Raw genomic sequence first — 18,559 nt, 5'->3', positions numbered from 1 at the left:
CAAGTGGCCGCCACGTCCGCGACCAACTCGCCACAGGCACCCACCAGCACACCTCCACAGACGGCGGCCTCGATGCCGCGCTTTCCATCTCGCGCAACCACACCGGCTCCACTCCCGTTTTCGAGCGCAGCGAGATCGAGCATTGCCCGTTCGCGGCCCGGCTCGCGTCCGAGCGGCCGACGCGCAAGCGACGAAGTCGCGAGCGGCGGTCGCTCGGACGCGAGCCACAAAGGGGCCGCGAACACGCAGCGCCGCAGGCGCTGCAAATCGAACACAGCTCAGTGCGGCAGGAGTGGAATTCCACCGCCGAGGCGGCGAGCGACCGAGCCGTAGCGGGCGTCCAGCCGCAACCATGTTCTGGTGGCGCGCACCCGGACGATCTCGGCGGGCGGGATGCGGCGCGGATCGGCCTGCTCGCCCGAATGCGGGATGAAATCCATAGCGGTGAGCGCGAAGACGACCCGCATCGGCACCTGCACCTGTGTTCCCGCACCGGACACGGTCAGCACGGCCTGGTCGAGTAGCGAGGCCGGCGGGCCGTGGCTGCTACCGTGCTCCTTCGCCAGCCGCGCACCCTGTTCGGCGAGTTCGACCAGAGTGCGCGCGGGCACGTCGTCGACATGCGCGAAGCCGTCCGCGGGCGGCAGTGCGCCACGCCAGGCGGAGTCCATCGAATATCCGAGGTCGATCGGGCTGCCGCCGGCCAGCCCGGCCAGCACCAGATCGGCGCCGACGGTCACATCGTCGACGCCGAGCTCGGCGACCACGGTGCGCACCGCCAGCGCCTCGAAACCGGTGGCCACCCACGCGGCCACGTAGCCCTCCCCGCGGCGGCGCAGACGCACCACCGTCGCCGGGTCCAGCCGCGCGGCCCTGGTCAGGAACGTCGCGAGATTCTCCCGCTCCGCCGGATCGGACACGTGCAGCACTCGTTGTTCCGCCTTCACGGCTGCTCCGCGGTCACCACTGGACGATCACCGACCCACCAGGGCTCACTCCATCCACTCGGACAGATAGTCGCGTTCGGCGTCGGTGAGCCTGCGCAGCCGCTGCGCCCGCATGTCGAACGCCGCGATCTGGGTGGACGCGACCACCGCCGCCGGTGAGTCGGGCTCGGCGCCGGAGGCGCGCACCTCGTAGCCGATGGTGAAGTCGACCGCGCGCACCTGCTCGATCCACATCGCGATATCCAGCGGCGTGTCCTCGTGCCGCAGCTGGCCGCGGTAGCGGACCCGCAGGTCGGCGAGTACACAGCCCTCGCGTAGCGGGGCGGTCGGGCGGCCGTCCTCGAACAGCCACGGGATCCGCGCCTCCTCCAGCAGCGTCACCATGCGGGCATGGTTGACGTGCTGGAACACGTCCATGTCCGACCATCTGACGTCCACTTTGGCGTGGAAGCGCTTGGGCAGCACCAGACTGCCCGCGGCTGTCCCGTCTCTGTGCATCGACCTCGTCACCGTGGTACCTCCGATTGAGCGCCCACCCCGCTCACCATGCTCCGCACTTGCCGCGCTGCAACCGACAGCGTGGCGAGATCGTGGGTTCCGGACTCGAACAACTCCGACAGTGCCGCCCTGGCTCGGCCGAGGCGGGACTGGTTCTTCGACTCCCAGTATGCAATCTTCTCGTCCGCCGTCTCCTCGGGGTCGCCGCCGGAGAGCACGTCGAGGGTGAGTGAACGCAACGACCCGTACATGTCGTCGCGCAATGCCAGCCGCGCGAGTGCGTGCCAGCGGTCGCCGCGCTCGAGGTGGCTGACCGCCTGCAGCAGCCAATCGATCTTGAGGTGATCGTTGAGCGCGTAGTACAGCGAGCCGACCTCGTCGCCGTCTCGGTCGGTGATGTCGGCGATGTCCACGATGTCCAGCAACGGGAACAGATTGAGCAGGGCGAACACCTCGGTGGCCAGATCGGTCGGCGCGCCGCGCGCGATCAGCTCGGCGGACTGGTCGGTGAGCGTGGACACATGGTGCCCGCGCAGCCAGCTCGGCACCTTCGGTGCGAGTTCGCGTACCTCGTTGCAGTACCGGCTGATTTCCGAGCCGACCGCAATCGGCTGCGGCCGGTTGCTCAGCAGCCACCGGGACGCTCGATCCAGTGTCCGCTTGGTTTCCAGCTCGAGCAGGTCGCGCACCGAGGCGGGCGCGTCGCATGCCCGGATCCGCACCCACATCTCATGCAGGTCGAAGATCCCGCTGGCCGCGGCGAAGGCGCGCACCGCGTCGGTGGTGGTCGCGCCGATCTCCTCGTTCAACCGGTGCGCGTAGGTGACGCCGCCGTAGTCCACCATCTCGTTGGCGATCATGGTGGTGACGATCTCCCTGCGCAGCCGGTGCCGCTTGATCGCCGCGCCGAACCGGCTGCGCAGCGGCGTCGGGAAGTACTCGGGCAGCCGCGCGGCGAAGTACTGGCTGTCGGGCAGATCGGAATCGAGCAGATCGGCCTTCAGCGACAGCTTCACATGCGCCATCAAGTTGGCCAGCTCCGGCGATGCCAGACCCGCGCCGTCCTCCAACCTGCGCTTCATCTCCTGATCCGAGGGGAGCGCCTCGAGTTCGCGATCCAGGCCGCGGCGCTGCTCGAGATCCTCGATGAGCCGCATCTGGACGCTGAGCATCTGCGCGGCCTCGGTGCGCGATATGCCCATCAGGAAGTTCTGCGCCACGTTGTCCCGCAGAACCAGCTGCGCGACCTCGTCGGTCATCGAGGCCAGCAGGGGGTTGCGGTCGGTGTCGGGCAGCTGTCCGCTGGAGACGACGGCGTCCAGCAGAATCTTGATGTTCACCTCGTGGTCGGAGCAATCCACACCCGCCGAGTTGTCCAGCGCGTCGGTGTTCATCTTGCCGCCGTTGCGGCAGAACTCGATACGGCCGAGCGCGGTCGCACCGAGATTGCCGCCTTCGCCGATCACCTTGACACGCAACTGGTTTCCATTGACGCGGACCGCGTCGTTGGACTTGTCGCCCACCTCGGCGTTGGTCTCCGCGCTCGCCTTGATGTAGGTGCCGATGCCACCGTTCCACAGCAGGTCTACCGGCGCGAGCAGGATCGCGCGAACCAGTTCCGGCGGCGACAGCGATTCGACGTCGTCGGCCAGTCCGAGCGCCGCCCTGGCCTCCGGGCTGATCGGCACCGCCTTCACCGTCCGGTCCCACACGCCGCCGCCGGTACTGATCAGCGAGGCGTCGTAATCGGCCCACGACGAGCGCGGCAACGCGAACAGCCGCTGTCGTTCTGCGTAGGAGATGGCCGCATCCGGATTCGGGTCGAGGAAGATGTGGCGGTGGTCGAACGCGGCCACCAAACGGATGTGCTCGGACAACAGCATGCCGTTGCCGAACACGTCACCACTCATGTCACCCACACCCACAACGGTGAAATCCTGCGTCTGCGTGTCGATCTCCATCTCACGGAAATGCCGCTTGACACTCTCCCACGCACCCTTGGCCGTGATCCCCATCGCCTTGTGGTCATAACCCGCCGACCCACCCGACGCGAACGCATCACCCAACCAGAACCCATAACTCAGCGCCACATCGTTGGCGATATCCGAAAACGTCGCCGTCCCCTTGTCCGCGGCCACCACCAGATACGTGTCATCACCATCCCGGCGCACCACCCGAGCAGGCGGCAACACCTCACCACTCGCACGATCCACATTGTCGGTGATATCCAACAGACCCGAGATAAAGGTCCGATAGCAGGCAACACCTTCCGCACCCAGCGCCTGCCGATCCGCGACCGGATCACCAGTCGCCGCGGGCGGTTGTTTGACCACGAAACCACCCTTCGCACCCACCGGCACGATCACCGCGTTCTTCACCGCCTGCGCCTTCACCAAACCCAGGATCTCGGTGCGGAAATCCTCCAACCGATCCGACCACCGCAACCCACCACGCGCCACCGGCCCGAAGCGCAGGTGCACGCCCTCGACCCGCGGGGAGTACACGAAGATCTCGAACTGCGGACGGGGCCTGGGCAGTTCGGCGATCTCCTGCGGTTCGACCTTCACCGAGACGTAATCGCGCGACCTGCCTTCCCTGTCCGTCACGTAGTAGTTGGTCCGCAGCGTCGCTTTGACCAAGCCCAGCATCGCGCGCAGGATGCGGTCCGCGTCCAGGCTGACGACATCATCGATCCGGCCGCGCACCTTGACCTCCAGCTCGGCGGCATGCTCGGCGGAGACGGTATCGGGATCGAAACGCGCCGCGAACAGGTCGACGAACAATCGCGCGATATCCGGATAGGTGAGCAGCACCCGGCAGATGTTCGCCTGGCTGTACGGAAAACCGGCCTGCTGCAAGTACTTCGCGTAGGTCCGCAGGACCGAGACGGCCCGCCACGGCAGCCGGGCGCGCAGTACGAGCTCGTTGAGACCGTCCGCCTCCGCGCGCCCATACCACATCGCGTCGAACGCTTCCACGAACCGTTCGCGCAGACCCCGCACCTCCTCCTCCAGCACATCGGCGCGCTTGGAGGACTCGAGCAGCTCCGCGTCCAAATCCCGGTCCAGCGAACTGCGCAGCAATTCGGGACGGGCCAGCAGACCGAAGTCGTAGATCCACCGCTCACCGCCCGCGCCGCCGTCGGCCGCCGTCTCCAGCTCGACCTGGTACGGCCGCTCGTCCACCACCTCGACGCCGAGACTCTGCAACACCGGGAGGACCTGGCTCAGTGAGATGCCCCGGCCGCCGATGTAGAGCGTGAAGCGCCACGAACCCGGTTCCGAATCCGGCTTGCGGTACAGGTATTGGTCGATGCCGCCGTCCCGCAGCCGCTCCAGTCGCACGATGTCGGCGAGTGCGCGGGCGGCGGCGAAATCCTGTTTGTAGCCCTCGGGGAAGGCTTCCGCATACCGTTGCACCACGGCGGGATCGAGCACCGCCGACGTATTCACCTCGTCGTTCAGGTGGTCGTCCCAGGTGCGGCTCGCCTCCGCGAGCAGGTTTTGCAGCCGCAACCGATTGCCCTCGGAGGTATCGGCGGCCGGCACCGCCGGACGCGGAGCGCCGGACTCGGCCTCCGCCATCCGCACCGTGAAATACACACGGGCCAAGTCGCTTTCGCCCACTCGCGCGGAGTAGTCGATGGACACGCCGCCCAATTCGCGGACCAGGATGTCCTGCATCTCCAGCCGGACCCGGGTGGTATACCGGTCGCGCGGCAGGTAGACCAGGCAGGCGACATAGCGGCCGTAGGCGTCCGCACGCAGGAACAGGCGCACCTGGCGGCGCAGGCCCACGCTCAGCACGGCGGTCGAGGTGCGTCGCAGCGTCTCGGCGTCGGAGGAGAACAATTCGGTGCGCGGGAAGGACTGGATGACCTCGAGCATCGCCTGACCGGAGAACGAATCCAGATCGAATCCGCTCGCCTCGATCGCCGACCGCACCCGGCGTTCGATCACCGGGATATCCAAGACGTTCTCGTGTACCGCCGTGACGGTGAAGACGCCGATGAACAGATGCTCGCCGATGATCGTCCCGGTCGCGTCGAAGTCGGCGACGCCGACGAAGTACGGGTACACCGAGCGGTGCACGGTGGCGGGCACCAATCCCTGGGTCAGCGTGAGCAGCGGACGGTCGCCGCCGTTGACCGGAACGTGGAAGTCGGTGCCGACGTCCGGGCGCAGCACGCCGAGGCAGGTGCCGGGCAGCATGGTGGACGTCTCCTGGCCCTGGCCTGCGCTGAGGCGGTAGCGGGCATAGCCGAGGACGGTGAAGTTTCCCTGCGCCAGCCAGCGCAGCAGATTGGCCGTGTCGACCAAATCGGTCGCGGCGAACGGCGCCGTCCCGGACTGCGCGGCGAGTTCCAGGTCGTCGGCCAGCTTGCCCTGCACGTCCCGGATGGCTTCGGTGTCGCCGATCACCTGGCGCACGTCGTCCACCACGTCCGGGACGGCGGCCTCGACCCTGGCCAGCAGCGCCGGGCTGGTCGACGGATGCAGTTGCACGTGCATCCAGGATTCGCGGAGCCCGGCCGGGCCGGTGCCGTCGACCTCATGCGGTGCGGCGTGCGTCAGCCGCCCGTCCGCGTCCCGCTCGACCTCGAAGATCGGGTGGATGATCTCGCTGACGCTGACACCCATCCGGCTCAACGACGAGCTGATCGACTCGACCAGCAGCGGCATGTCGTCGGTGACGATCTGCACCGCGGCGCCGACCCCGAATTCGTCATCAGGGTGGTACACCCGTACCAACGCGCGACGGGGGAGGCGAGTCACCGCCAGCTCCATGTGCCGGCGGAAGATCTGCGTGATGCCGGTGATCGCACAGTCCACATCGCCCGCGTCGACGTGGCGGAAATACGCTTCCTCGAGCGTCGCGAGGTCGCCGCGCAGTGACTGCGGCAAACCCGCGGCCCACGCCGCGCTGGACAATTCGGACGAGACGGTCATTTTTCGCCAACTCCCTCGGATATCGGTTCCGTAACAAAGTGACGCCGGTCCGAGAGTAACTGTGCGCCGAAGACGCGTGGGTGAGTTCCCTTCCGATATCCGGGTATTCACCACGACCGCGGAGTTCGCCGCTCAGGTGCCGAGGCCCAACGGTCGGCCTCGGCGCAGTACAAGATCGGACCCGCGAACGTCAGGTGAGCGCTACAGGTCGTATCCGCGGCAGTGGCGCCGTACCGGTACCTCGGGTCAGCTCGGCCACCGCGTCGGTGGTCCCGGCCACCGATTGCTCGAACTGCGCCTGCGCATTCACAACTCCCACCCTAGCGAGCTACGCGCGGGTAGGTGTCACTCCTGGTCCGGGTTGTCGGCGAAGGTTCAACGCGCCGCTTCGTCGGGGCAACCGTCCACCGCGCCGCCCTGAGACTCGTGGCGTCCCAAGAGACTCGCGCGACCGAGGCTCGCACCACAAACTGTGCAATACGCGGCCCGCCGTCAGAGACGAGCGGGCCGGTCGAGCGGGTGGGTGCAAAACCAGCCGCACCCACCCCTCCGTAGCCGACTCAGCCGCGAGTCAGCTTCCGGTGCGTAACCCGGTGCGGGCGGGCCGCTTCCGGGCCGAGACGCTCCACCTTGTTCGCCTCGTACGCCTCGAAGTTGCCTTCGAACCAGAACCACTTGGCGTCGTTGTCCGCGTCGCCTTCCCACGAGAGGATGTGGGTGCAGGTGCGGTCGAGGAACCAGCGGTCGTGCGAAATGACCACGGCGCAGCCGGGGAACTTCTCCAGGGCGTTCTCCAGCGAGCCGAGGGTCTCCACGTCGAGATCGTTGGTCGGCTCGTCGAGCAGGATCAGGTTGCCGCCCTGCTTGAGGGTCAGCGCCAGGTTGAGGCGGTTGCGCTCACCACCGGAAAGCACGCCCGCGGGCTTCTGCTGGTCGGGACCCTTGAAACCGAAGGCGCTCACGTAGGCGCGCGACGGCATCTCCTGCTGGCCGACCTCGATGTAGTCCAAGCCGTCGGAGACCACCTGCCACACCGTCTTCTTCGGGTCGATGCCCGCACGGTTCTGGTCGACGTAGCTCAGCTGGACCGTCTCGCCGACCTTCACTTCGCCGCTGTCGGGCTGCTCGAGCCCCACGATGGTCTTGAACAGCGTGGTCTTGCCGACACCGTTCGGCCCGATGACACCGACGATGCCATTGCGGGGCAGGGTGAACGACAGATCTTTGATCAGCTGGCGGTCGCCGAAGCCCTTGTCCAAGTGCTCGACCTCCACCACCACGTTGCCCAGACGCGGGCCGTGCGGAATCTGGATCTCTTCGAAGTCCAGCTTCCGCATCTTCTCGGCCTCGGCCGCCATCTCCTCGTACCGACCGAGGCGGGCCTTGTTCTTCGCCTGCCTGGCCTTGGCTCCGGAACGCACCCAGGCGAGTTCTTCCTTGAGCCGCTTCTGCAGCTTCTGGTCCTTCTTGCCCTGCACCTCGAGGCGCTCGGCCTTCTTCTCCAAGTAGGTGGAGTAGTTGCCCTCGTAGGGGTAGGCACGGCCGCGGTCGAGCTCGAGAATCCACTGCGCGACGTTGTCCAGGAAGTACCGGTCGTGGGTGACCGCCAGCACGGCGCCCTGGTACTGCGCGAGATGCTGCTCGAGCCAGTTCACGCTCTCCGCGTCCAAGTGGTTGGTCGGCTCGTCGAGCAGCAGCAGGTCGGGCTTGCTCAGCAGCAGCTTGCACAGCGCGACCCGGCGGCGCTCACCACCGGAGAGAGTGGTGACCGGCTCGTCCGGCGGCGGGCAGCGCAGCGCGTCCATCGCCTGCTCGAGCTGCGAGTCGATGTCCCACGCGTCGGCGTGGTCCAGCTCCTCCTGGAGCTTGCCCATCTCGTCCATGAGCTCGTCGGAGTAGTCGGTGGCCATCAGCTCGGCGATCTCGTTGAACCGGTCCAGCTTGACCTTGATCTCGCCGAGACCCTCCTCGACGTTGCCGCGGACGGTCTTCTCCTCGTTCAGCGGGGGCTCCTGCTGGAGGATGCCGACCGTGGCGCCGGCGGCGAGGAACGCGTCACCGTTGTTCGGCTGGTCCAGTCCGGCCATGATCTTCAGCACGCTGGATTTACCCGCGCCGTTCGGGCCGACGACGCCGATCTTGGCGCCGGGAAGGAAGTTCAAGGTGACATCGTCGAGCACGACTTTGTCGCCGTGCGCCTTGCGAACCTTCTTCATCTGGTAAATGAACTCAGCCATAAGTGTGCAGCCTATCGGTGCGGGAAACGAGAGGACGAAGCAGAGCTACCACTGCCGCCGGACGAAAACCGGTCATGCGATCAAGTACCGACGGGCTCGGGCGCGCTGCCGCGGGGAGGTGTGGAGCCTACGGCCGCGACGTCCTCCCCCAGCGCGCCGCCGGCCGGCTCCCGATTGTCAGCGCTCGAACCCGCCGAAGTATTCCGCGGGGCCGGATCGGACCATCGCGTCACCTGCGCGGCACAGCGGGACAGGTCTGGGCCGACCGCGGTGGCACGCATCTCCAGATCCCGGCGCTCGACGCCGTCCTTGCTGCGGTATTCGTGCGAGCGCAACTGACCGTAGGCGATGATCGGGTCGCCGCGGCGCAGGGACGCGTCGACCCCCGCCACCAACCTGCGCCAGCAGCTGACGGTGAGATACAGCGTGCCGTTGTCCACCCACTGCCCCGAGCTGTGCTCGAGCCTGCGGGAGTTACTCGCCAGCCGGAACGTGACCACCTGTTCGCCATTGGTCAGATCCCGCTTGATCGGATGAGTAGCGATCGTTCCGATGACGGTCGCGTTCGCCTCGTACATGGTTGGCCCCTTCGCATTCGGATCCGGGCTGGTCCGGATTTCCTCCCCCTCCAGGAGGGCACCTCCAGCGTGCTCGGAATCCACGCGCGGCGGGAGACTCGATCCGCGAATGTGCACAACTGTCCGACTTGTGAAAATCGGATCCTTCATAGGCGCTCGGTCAGAACACAGCCACGTCGGTGTTCGCACCGCACAGGACGACGATCGGCCGCTCATCCGGCGCGGGGACGTACGCGCCGCTGTGAATGGCGGCCAGCGCCGCGGCCCCCGTCAACTCGACCAGGATGCGGAACTCGCGCCACAGGTACTCGCGCGCCGCGCCGATCGCATCCTCGCTGACCAGCAGCGACCGCACACGGTTGCGGCGGGCGACCTCGAGCGCGATGTCACCGATCCGGGTCGGGCCGAGCGAATCCACGGTGACGCGGGAGCCGGCCACATCCACGGGATGGTCCGCCTCTAGCGCCGCACCGAGGATGGCGGCCCCCTCGGGCTCGATCCCGATCACCTGCTGACGGCGCCCGAGTGCGGCCGCGATCCCGGCGACCAACCCGCCGCCGCCCACCGCGGCCAGCACCGGCGGTCGTCCGCGCACCTGCTCCTCGAGCTCCAGCCCGATCACGCCGATCCCGGCGACCACCGCGGGCAGGTCATAGGCGTGCAGTAGCAGCGCACCGCGATCGGCGGCCAGTTCGGTCGCGTGCCGCCGCGCCTCGGCGTAGCTGGTTCCATACCAGAGCACTTCGGCGCCGTGCGACCACATCGCCGCGACCTTGGTGTGCGGCGCGGTCTCCGGCACCACCACGGTGCAGGACTTGCCCAGTCGCGCGGCGGCCAGCGCGGCCGCGATGCCCGCGTTGCCGCCGGACGCGATGACGACCTGATCGATGCCCTGCCCCGACTCCAGCAGCGCGTTCAGGCTGCCGCGTACCTTGAACGTCCCGGCGTGCTGGAGGTGCTCGAGCTTCAGCGTCACCGGCACCGGACCGGACGGGCTCGCGACGGACGTGTGGAAGACCGGGGTTTTGCGAATCTGCCCGGCCATCCGCCTGCGCGCGCTTCGCACGTCCGACCGTTGCACCCGCCCGACCGGTCTGTGTGCGGAGACCGTGGTGGCGCGTTCACTCACTTACGCACTTCTCCATCTCGCTTGGCCAGTTCGGCGAACATGGCGTTGTGTGCGGCGAGGGCGGCGTCGTTGTCGCGTTCGGCGGCTCGGTCGGTGCGCTGCGCGAGCCGCTGGTCGCTGCGAGACCATTGGATCAGCAACGCCAGCATCACCACCACCAGGGGAACCTCGCCGCTGGCCCAGGCCAGGCTGCCGCCGGTGCGCTGGTCGCCGAGCAGGTCGGCGTTCCAGCCGAGGCCGAGACCGCGGTAGAACCAGCCGCCCAGCACCGTGGCCATGCTCATCAGCGCGATCCCGAAGAACGCGTGGAACGGCAGCGAGCCGAACACCATGGCGAGCTTGGTCAGCGGCTGCACCTGCCGAGGTTTGGGATCGATGCCGATCACCACCCAGTAGAACAGGTAACCGCTGAGCAAGAAGTGCAGGTTCATCAACAGGTGCGCCGCGTGCGAGTCGGCGTAGGTGTCGAAGATGCCGCCCAGGTACAGCGCGTAGAAACCGGCGACGAAGATCGCCGAGGCGACGACCGGATGGGTCAGGAAACGCGACACCGGGTTGTGCACTGCCGCCAGGAGCCATTCCCGCGGACCCGGCACGCCGCCGCGGCCGGCGGGCTTCAGCGCCCGCAGCGCCAGCGTCACCACCCCACCCAGCGCGAACAGGATCGGCGCCAGCATCGACAGCGCCATGTGCGCACCCATGTGCACGCTGAACATCGCGGGCGAATACCGGCCGACTCCGGAGGAGGTAGCGATCAGCAGCACCACGCAGCCGGACAGCCAGGCGAACGTGCGCCCGACCGGCCACGCGTCCCCGCGCGCACGCAGCCGCCGCACACCGAGCAGATACAGCACCGCAAGCACGATCGACAGCGTTCCGAAGATCAGGTCGAACCGCCAGTCGAACAGCAGCCGCGCGAGGGTCGGAGGCCCGGCCAAGTTGTAGCCGAGTTCCACTTCGGCCGGCGTGGGGACCGAGTCGGGCGGTGGCGGCGGCGTGCGCCCGAGCCCTACGGCGAGTCCGACGGTCGCGGCGAAGATCAACACCTCGACGCCCGCGTACCGGACCAGCGCCGCACGATCGCCGGCATCCGCCGCCAGAGCGGGCAGCGCGGCGCGGCGCTGGAGGTAGCCGAAAACCCCCAGCAGCACCAACGCGGCGGCTTTGGCCAGCACCAGCCTGCCGTAAGTGCTGGTGAAAAGTTCGTCCAGTGGTACCCGCACCCACGAGTTGAGCACGCCGCTGACCGCGATCACGGCGAAGGCGACGGTCGCGGTCAGCGAGAAACGCCGAGCCGCCACATCGGTGTGCGCCCCGCTGCGCAGGGCATGCGCCAGCACCGCGAACAGTCCGCCCACCCAGACCGCGGACGAAACCAGGTGCAGGATAAGGCTGTTGGTGGCGACATCGTGCGATCCACCCGAGGACGAATGTCCGGTCAACGCCAACGGCATCATCGTGAGGATCGAGGCGCCGAACAACGCAGGCGTCCAGCCCCAGCGCAACGCCAACCTGCACCCGACCGCGACGATCAGCGCGAAGATCACGGTGGTGCGCCAGGCACCGGCCAATTCGACCTGCGCGATCGCCCGCCACAGACTCTCCGGGCGGAGGATGCCGGTCACCGGCTGGCCCGTTGTGTCGGAGACGGTGAGCGGCACGAGCAGCGCCGCGCAACACGCCCAGACCAGCGCGAAGTTCGATGCCCTCCGCACCGCGCGGTATCCGCCGACGTCCAGCAGGCCGTTCGGCTGTGGCGGCGCCAAGAACGCCGCGAACAGCAAAGAGCCGACCGTCAGCGCCGCGGACAGATCGGCCAGCGCACGGACCGCGGGCAGGCCGTAGGTGGTCGACGCGCCCGGGTCCGGAATGCCGAGCAAGCTCAGCGCCTGCGCCGCGGACAGCCCCACCACCAGTGCCGCGACCACGGCCGCGACTGCCCCGGACAACGCCGTGACCGCCGCGAACGTCGCTCCGGACCGGGAAGCCTCGGCATCGGGAGCGGCGGACGGGGTAGACGCGGACGACATGCGACTGAGCGTAGTTCGGCGAGTATTCCGTGGCCCGGTCGGGTTTGGGCGGATATTCTGGGCCGCGGATCAGCACAGTGCGTCGACTACGGTCTCGGGGTGGCTGAAACGTTGCTACTGCTAAGAAACCAGCGACCTGGACGGTCGCTATAATTGGCCCGCTGGACAGCACGGCCAATGTCGGCCATGGTGGAACCCACTGCCTCCGTAGCTCAGTTGGATAGAGCAAGGGCCTTCTAATCCCTAGGTCGCAGGTTCGATTCCTGCCGGGGGCGCAACAGCACTGGTGACCTGCAAAGATGCCGGTCCCCAGTGCTATTACCCGGTAGCCGCGAAACTCAAACACCAAGAAATCTTCGCCGGGTGGCCCGTTCCCCGTGTTAGTGGTGCGCAGATCCAGCCCGGCTCTCCCGACATCTTCGCGAGCGGGTTGCGGGGCGGCACGCCGCCGCACTCGCGACGGTGCTGCCCGGTGCGTATGGCCGCTCGCCGTGGACGCGGAGTACACGCCGCAGTCGATTCGAACCCCATCGAGCAACCGGCCCCGCTACAGCGGGCGTTCTGCTTCAATCGATATATGTGCAGGTGGATGGCTTATTCAGGGGAGCCGATCCTAGCCGAGGCGCTTCTGTTCCGGCCGAAGCATTCGCTGATCGACCAGAGCTTGCACTCCCGGCTCGGCGCGACGACCACCAACGGCGACGGCTTCGGGATCGGCTGGTACGGCTTGGGCGGGCGACCGGCGGTGTTCAAGAACATCGAACCGGCGTGGAACGACGAGAACCTGCGGGAAGTCGCGGCACAGGTCCGGACGCCGATGCTCTTCGCACACGTGCGCGCGTCGACCGGTACTCCGGTGCAACGCAGCAACTGCCACCCGTTCCGGCACGGACACTGGTTGTGGATGCACAACGGGGCGCTGAACGGTTTCCACGAGACCAAACGGGACCTGATCAACGCGGTGGGGCCGTCGCTTTTCCCCGACATCCAGGGTTCGACCGACTCGGAGCTGTTGTTCTTCCTCGCGCTGACCTTCGGGCTGCCCGACGACCCGCTCGGCGCCGTCGCCCGTGCGGTCGGCTTGGTCGAGGAAGTCGGCCACGCCCACGACATCGCCGCCCCGGTCCAGATGACCGTCGCGACCACCGACGGCAAGTCGATGTGGTTCTTCCGTTACTCCAGCGAACGGCAGACGCGAACGCTGTACTACTCCACCGACATCGCCACCCTGCGCGCGCTGCATCCCGAGGTCGAGGTTCTGTATCAGCTGGGGGAGGAAGCACGGTTCGTGGTCTCCGAGCCGCTGCGCGACCTACCCGGAGCCTGGAACGAAGTCCCGGAATCATCGGCCGGTGTGATCTATCCAGGCCACGACGAAATCGTCCGCTTTCAGCCGATCGCTCCGTGACGCGGTGCGGCCCGCGTCCCGCCGCCCTCGCGTCATCCACCTCGCCGAGCGTGCCGCCGCTGGGCGTTCCCACGACGACGGATAACTCGCGATTCGTTCTGGTGCGCACGGTTTTACGTCGACGAGCTGCACACCGACCAGGACGGTATGGACGACCGCCGCCACCGTGCTCCTGCGTCGTGCGCGGTTCGTCTCGGTGATCATCGCGACGCAGGGATAGTGTCTCCGAAAGAGTGCCAAGCCTTCCCCGCCTGCGCACCGGGCGGTAGGGTGAACTCTTTGTGCGCGGCATACCGGAGGGGGACGGACAGTGTGCCGTCGGAGAACGAATTCGCAGCGCCGTCGTCCTCTACGCAGCTCTGGTGGGCGCCGGATTCCGCAGACAGTGGCAGTACAAACTGGCCATGTTCGCCGGGCTGTTCACCAACTGCGTATTCGGCTTCGTACGTGCGGCCGTGCTGGTCGCGGCGGTGGACGCCGCGGGTGACTTCGGCGGTTACGACCAGGGCAGCATCGGCGCGTACGTCTGGATCTCCCAGGGACTGCTCGGTGCGGTGCAGTTCATGGCAGCCCCGCTGGGCGAGCTGGACGATCGGGTGAAGACCGGCGACATCGCGATCGACTTCCTGCGCCCGGTCGACATCCAATGCGGTTATCTCGCCGATGATCTCGGACGGGCGGCCTGCACGTTCCTGCCGCGCGGGCTGCCGAGCGTCCTGGTCGGCACGCTCACCTTCGGCCTGGCGATGCCCGCGACGCCCGGCCCCTACCTGCTCGGCATGGTGAGTGTGCTGCTTGCCGTAGTGGTTTCGTTCCTGTGCCGGTTCGTCGTGGTGCTGATCGGGTTCTGGGTCGTGGACACCCGCGGCATCCGCGCCCTGTACTACGCCTCCGGGACGTTCCTCGCCGGACTCTTCGTGCCGGTGCACATGTTCCCGTCGTGGCTGGCCGCGCTCGCGGCGGCCACTCCCTTTCCGTCGATCCTGCAGGTGCCGGTCGACGTGCTCTCGGGGCGGATCACCGGAGCGCAGGCCTGCTCGGTCGTCGCCGTCCAAGCGTTCTGGGTGCTGGCGATCGGGATCGCCGGGCGCGTGCTGCTGCTCGCCGGACGCCGCAGGCTCGAGGTGCAGGGTGGTTGAACTCGCTCCGCCTCGCTCCGGTACGTGGTCGACGCCCTATGTGGCGGTGTTGCGCTCCAGGATCCGCGCACAGCGCAGCTACCGATTGTCGTTCGCCAGTGATGTTGTCAGCGCGTTCATGTTCGGCCTGATAGAACTCGCCGAAGTGTGGCTGATCTTCCGTAGCGCGCGGGTGCTCGGCGGGCTCGACCTGGACGCCGCGCTACTGCTGTTCGGACTGAGCCACACCAGTTTCACGTTGTCCCAAGTGTTGTTCGGCCATCTCGACACGCTGCCCGTCCTGATCAGGCTGGGACAGCTCGACGCCTATCACCTCCGCCCGCAACCGCTGCTGCTGCAATTGATCACCAGCGACATCTCGCTGCGCAGATTCGCCCGCGCGTCGGTGTCGATCGTTGCGCTCGGAGCCGGGTTGGTGCGCAACGACATCGAGTGGGGAGCAGGCACCACCACACTGCTGACGCTGACGCTGCTCGGCGGTATCGCCCTGTTCGGCGGAGTGTTCGTCTGCGCCGCCGGGCTGCAGTTCTATCTGATCGATGGTTCCGAACTCACCAACAGCTTCACCTACGGCGGCTCGTTCGCCGCGACGCAACCGGCGTCGGTGTTCCCCACGCCGATGAAGCTGTTGTTCGGATTCGCCATACCGGTCGCCTTCACCGCCTATCTACCCACCCTCGCGCTCCTTCGACTGCCCGGTCCGGCCCTGCTGCCCTCCTGGTTGGCCTGGCTGACTCCGGTCGCGGCGCTGTGGGTGTGGCTACTGGCGCTGGGTTTGTGGCGCTCGGGCACACGGCATTACCAGGGAGGCGGCGGATAGGCATGGCGCAGTCGGGGCGCGCGGAAGCGATCATCGACATGAACGACCTGACCAGGCAATTCACTCTGTACCGCAAGGACGGCCGACGCTGGCGCCGACGCCGCGAAACACTCACCGCGGTCGACGGGATGACCGTCCGGATCGAGCGGGGCGCGGCCGTCGGCTACATCGGCGCCAATGGCGCGGGCAAGTCCACCACCATCAAGATGCTCACCGGCATCCTGGTGCCCACCTCGGGCAATGTGCGCACCTGCGGGCTGGACCCGGTGCGGCAGCGGCGCGAACTGGCCGGGCGGATCGGCGTGGTTTTCGGGCAACGCTCCCAGCTGTGGTGGGATCTGCCACTGCGCGAATCCTTTTCGATTCTCGCCGCGATCCACCGGCTGGAACCGGATGCCGCGCGCAAGCGCGCGCACGAGCTGATCGAGCAGCTGGAGATGGCGGAGACCCTCGACACACCGGTGCGGCAACTGTCGCTCGGCCAGCGCATGCGCGCGGAAGTGGCGGCCGCACTGTTGCATTCGCCGGAATTGGTGATCCTCGACGAGCCGACGATCGGTCTCGACGTGCTGTCCAAACAACGGCTGCGGGAGTTCCTCCGCGCCGAGCGCGCCGAGCGCGGCACGACCCTGCTGCTCACCACCCACGACATGGGCGACATCGAAAGGCTCTGTGGCCGTGTGCTCGTCGTCGACCACGGGCGGCTGGTGTACGACGGTTCGCTGACCGGTTTGGCGGCCACGGTCGGCGCCCGCCGCGTCCTGGTGGTCGATTTGGCCGAACCTGCGCCGGACTTCGACGACCTGCCCTCAGCCCAACTGCTCAGCAGTGAAGGCAACGGCATGCGGCAGCGGTTGGCCTTCGATCCGGAGCGGATCACTGCCGCACAGTTGCTTGCCGCCGTGTCCGACCGTGCCGAAGTGCGGGATCTGTCGATCGAAGAGCCGGAGATAGAGGACGTGGTCCGCCGGATATACGAATCCGCCCGCTGAGGCGGGCGGATTCACTATGGATGACCGGCATCCGGGTTCAGTCGGCTTCGCGTGGCCCTTGGTCGAGCCGGAACGGCGGATACTCGTCGCGCATCAGACTTGCGTAGGCCTGAACGCGAATGATCCAGCGGTTGATGCCCATCACGAAGTCGTAGACGCCCTGCGGGTAGCGCGCCGTGAACAGCAGCGCGATCAGCGCGACGATCAGCAGAATGCTCATCAGCGGGAAGGAGGGACCGCTCCAATCGTCGCCGCCGCTCATCCCGATCGCGACTCCTCCGCTCACCATCGCGCCGACGATCAGGTAGTGCGGAATAGCCAGCAGCCACCATTTCACCAGCACCAAGCCGCGGTGCAGGGTGTCCGGATAGTCGATTTCCAGATCGGCCGGATACTCCGCGCTCGGCTGCAAGCTGAACGGCGGGTACTTGTCGGTGCCGAGCACCGACAACGCGTAGAACGTGACCCGCCAGCCCCAGCGCATGACACCGACATTGAAGTCGAACAGCGCCCGCGGGTACGTGCCGGTGATCAGGATCGCGAAGAAGGCGACGATCGTGAGGACCAGGTACGCGACGTGCAGGAAGAACAGCACGATGTAGTGCGGGATGGCCAATAGCCACTTGACCAGCCACATCCACCGCGACAGCTCCGGGTCCAGATCTCCCCGAACGCGAATCGGGTCGGCCGCCGCGACGGACTTCTCAGGTTCCATGATCGACACTCCTTCCGGTTGTTTGTGATTCAGGCCACAAACAGTGCGGTATGTCCTGATTGTGGCGCATCCGGTCATTCGGAAACGGCACCATCCGATACCGACACGCCAACAAATCGGTGCAGCATGGCGTGGCGCGCGACGGCCCTGCCGCAACGCCCGCGCAGCCCAGCGCCGGCAGCCTTGCCGGCAGTGCCCGCGAATCGCACTACGCCACGGCGACATGAATACTGACGGACATTTCGACCAATCGCGTTGACCCTGGAGGCAACTCGGTTATGCGCAAATCTCGTCCGGTTGTGGTGGTCGTCGGTGTACTGATGATCGCCGTGCTGGTGTCGCCCCGCGGCCACCTCCACCACACCGCAGCAGCCATTCCGGGATTGCGCCGAGGCGCGGGCTACGGGGAAGGCGCCGGTGCGGCGAAACGACCCCGGCTACTCGATCCGGCTGGACCAGTTGGACGGCACGGCCTGCGCGGTTCGGCCGTCCGTCATCCCCCGCTGACCATCGCGCGGAGCGGCTCCACCGATCGGGTCGGCCGCCCGGCCGCTACCTCGGGGGATCGGTCAGACAGGTCCGTTCGACTGCGCCGAGTACAGGCTGACTTCGCCGTCCTCGCCGAGAAATGCGTTGACCAGCATGGTGCGGGTGGCGCGGAGCTCATCCTGATCCGGAGCGGCGGTGGTGATGGAGATCTGCGGGATGACCGCCCAGTTGACCACGTAACGTTCCGGCGGGCCGTCGTCGTCGGACAGCCGGGCGAGACGGAAGACCGAGACGGTTTTGCGGACGATCAGCGTGCGCACGACCTCCGCGATTCGCTCGGGGTCTTCCAGCGCGAACATGAACCCGAATGTCAACTCGGGCGATGACACGTAGGCGGGCACGAACACCGAGGCTAGCCGATCGAACCCGGACGCGCAGCCGCGGCGCCGGATCGGGTTGCCACCAATGCGCTCGGCTATTCGCGCGGATGCGCGACCGCTCGCAGCCCCCAGGTGACCGATCCGTAACGGAACATAACGATTTCCCGGCAGCTTTCGGATTCGTCCATCACCCTATTGCGTGGCTTCGGCTGCCGCGCTTTCCTGAAAGTGTCCCGATTTTCTCGGAC

Annotated in this window: 13 protein-coding genes, 1 tRNA gene and 1 pseudogene; 6 read left to right on the top strand and 9 right to left on the bottom strand. The window is 67.2% G+C overall.

Annotation, left to right across the window (positions count from 1 at the left end; translation table 11 throughout):
- Positions 1 to 278: 278 nt before the first annotated feature.
- The 7 genes from IU459_RS27345 to IU459_RS27315 form a co-directional block, all read right to left on the bottom strand.
- Positions 279 to 947, bottom strand: a complete 669-nt coding sequence (locus IU459_RS27345; RefSeq protein WP_324199048.1) for a hypothetical protein — start codon at positions 945 to 947, stop codon at positions 279 to 281.
- Positions 948 to 992: 45 nt separating this feature from the next.
- A complete protein-coding gene (locus IU459_RS27340) occupies positions 993 to 1,445 on the bottom strand; it encodes an acyl-CoA thioesterase (RefSeq protein ID WP_195132490.1) in 453 nt (150 codons plus the stop codon).
- Positions 1,446 to 1,453: 8 nt separating this feature from the next.
- Positions 1,454 to 6,394, bottom strand: coding sequence for an NAD-glutamate dehydrogenase (locus IU459_RS27335; protein WP_195132451.1), 4,941 nt, complete (start codon positions 6,392 to 6,394; stop codon positions 1,454 to 1,456).
- A gap of 560 nt (positions 6,395 to 6,954) precedes the next feature.
- The gene (ettA, locus tag IU459_RS27330) at positions 6,955 to 8,631 is read right to left on the bottom strand and encodes an energy-dependent translational throttle protein EttA (protein ID WP_195132450.1); all 1,677 of its coding nucleotides are present in this window, start codon (positions 8,629 to 8,631) and stop codon (positions 6,955 to 6,957) included.
- Between the two features lie 80 nt (positions 8,632 to 8,711).
- Positions 8,712 to 9,209 carry a single-stranded DNA-binding protein gene (locus IU459_RS27325; protein WP_195132449.1) on the bottom strand — a complete coding sequence of 166 codons (498 nt, stop codon included), beginning with the start codon at positions 9,207 to 9,209 and terminating at the stop codon, positions 8,712 to 8,714.
- 160 nt (positions 9,210 to 9,369) lie between these two features.
- Positions 9,370 to 10,338 carry a serine/threonine dehydratase gene (locus IU459_RS27320; RefSeq protein WP_324199047.1) on the bottom strand — a complete coding sequence of 323 codons (969 nt, stop codon included), beginning with the start codon at positions 10,336 to 10,338 and terminating at the stop codon, positions 9,370 to 9,372.
- Positions 10,335 to 12,368, bottom strand: a complete 2,034-nt coding sequence (locus tag IU459_RS27315; RefSeq protein ID WP_195132448.1) for a cytochrome c oxidase assembly protein — start codon at positions 12,366 to 12,368, stop codon at positions 10,335 to 10,337. Before IU459_RS27315 ends, IU459_RS27320 begins: the two co-directional genes overlap by 4 nt.
- A gap of 201 nt (positions 12,369 to 12,569) precedes the next feature.
- Here IU459_RS27315 and IU459_RS27310 point away from each other — a divergent pair.
- The 5 genes from IU459_RS27310 (at position 12,570) to IU459_RS27290 (ending at position 16,727) form a co-directional block, all read left to right on the top strand.
- Positions 12,570 to 12,643, top strand: a tRNA-Arg gene (locus tag IU459_RS27310).
- Positions 12,644 to 12,957: 314 nt separating this feature from the next.
- A complete protein-coding gene (locus IU459_RS27305; protein WP_195132447.1) occupies positions 12,958 to 13,776 on the top strand; it encodes a class II glutamine amidotransferase in 819 nt (272 codons plus the stop codon).
- A gap of 362 nt (positions 13,777 to 14,138) precedes the next feature.
- Complete coding sequence (locus tag IU459_RS27300) at positions 14,139 to 14,915, top strand: ABC transporter permease (RefSeq protein ID WP_324199046.1); 777 nt, start codon at positions 14,139 to 14,141, stop codon at positions 14,913 to 14,915.
- Entirely contained in the window at positions 14,908 to 15,735 is an 828-nt protein-coding gene (locus tag IU459_RS27295; RefSeq protein WP_195132446.1) for an ABC transporter permease, read from the top strand. The genes IU459_RS27300 and IU459_RS27295 overlap by 8 nt, the downstream gene beginning before the upstream one ends.
- Positions 15,736 to 15,737: 2 nt before the next feature.
- A complete protein-coding gene (locus IU459_RS27290; protein WP_195132445.1) occupies positions 15,738 to 16,727 on the top strand; it encodes an ABC transporter ATP-binding protein in 990 nt (329 codons plus the stop codon).
- Positions 16,728 to 16,764: 37 nt separating this feature from the next.
- Here IU459_RS27290 and IU459_RS27285 read toward each other — a convergent pair whose 3' ends face one another.
- Positions 16,765 to 17,442, bottom strand: coding sequence for a DUF4389 domain-containing protein (locus IU459_RS27285; RefSeq protein WP_195132444.1), 678 nt, complete (start codon positions 17,440 to 17,442; stop codon positions 16,765 to 16,767).
- 387 nt (positions 17,443 to 17,829) lie between these two features.
- Here IU459_RS27285 and IU459_RS40160 point away from each other — a divergent pair.
- Positions 17,830 to 17,949, top strand: a pseudogene (locus IU459_RS40160) (excalibur calcium-binding domain-containing protein); the annotation flags it as partial.
- A gap of 62 nt (positions 17,950 to 18,011) precedes the next feature.
- Here the strand turns inward: IU459_RS40160 and IU459_RS27275 are convergent.
- A complete protein-coding gene (locus IU459_RS27275; protein ID WP_195132443.1) occupies positions 18,012 to 18,332 on the bottom strand; it encodes a hypothetical protein in 321 nt (106 codons plus the stop codon).
- Positions 18,333 to 18,559 lie beyond the last annotated feature (227 nt).

The organism is Nocardia amamiensis, assembly GCF_015477605.1.
Taxonomy (GTDB): Bacteria; Actinomycetota; Actinomycetes; order Mycobacteriales; family Mycobacteriaceae; genus Nocardia; species Nocardia amamiensis_A.
Note: the sequence above shows the minus strand (reverse complement) of the source record. Positions and strands in the feature narration are given on the sequence as shown.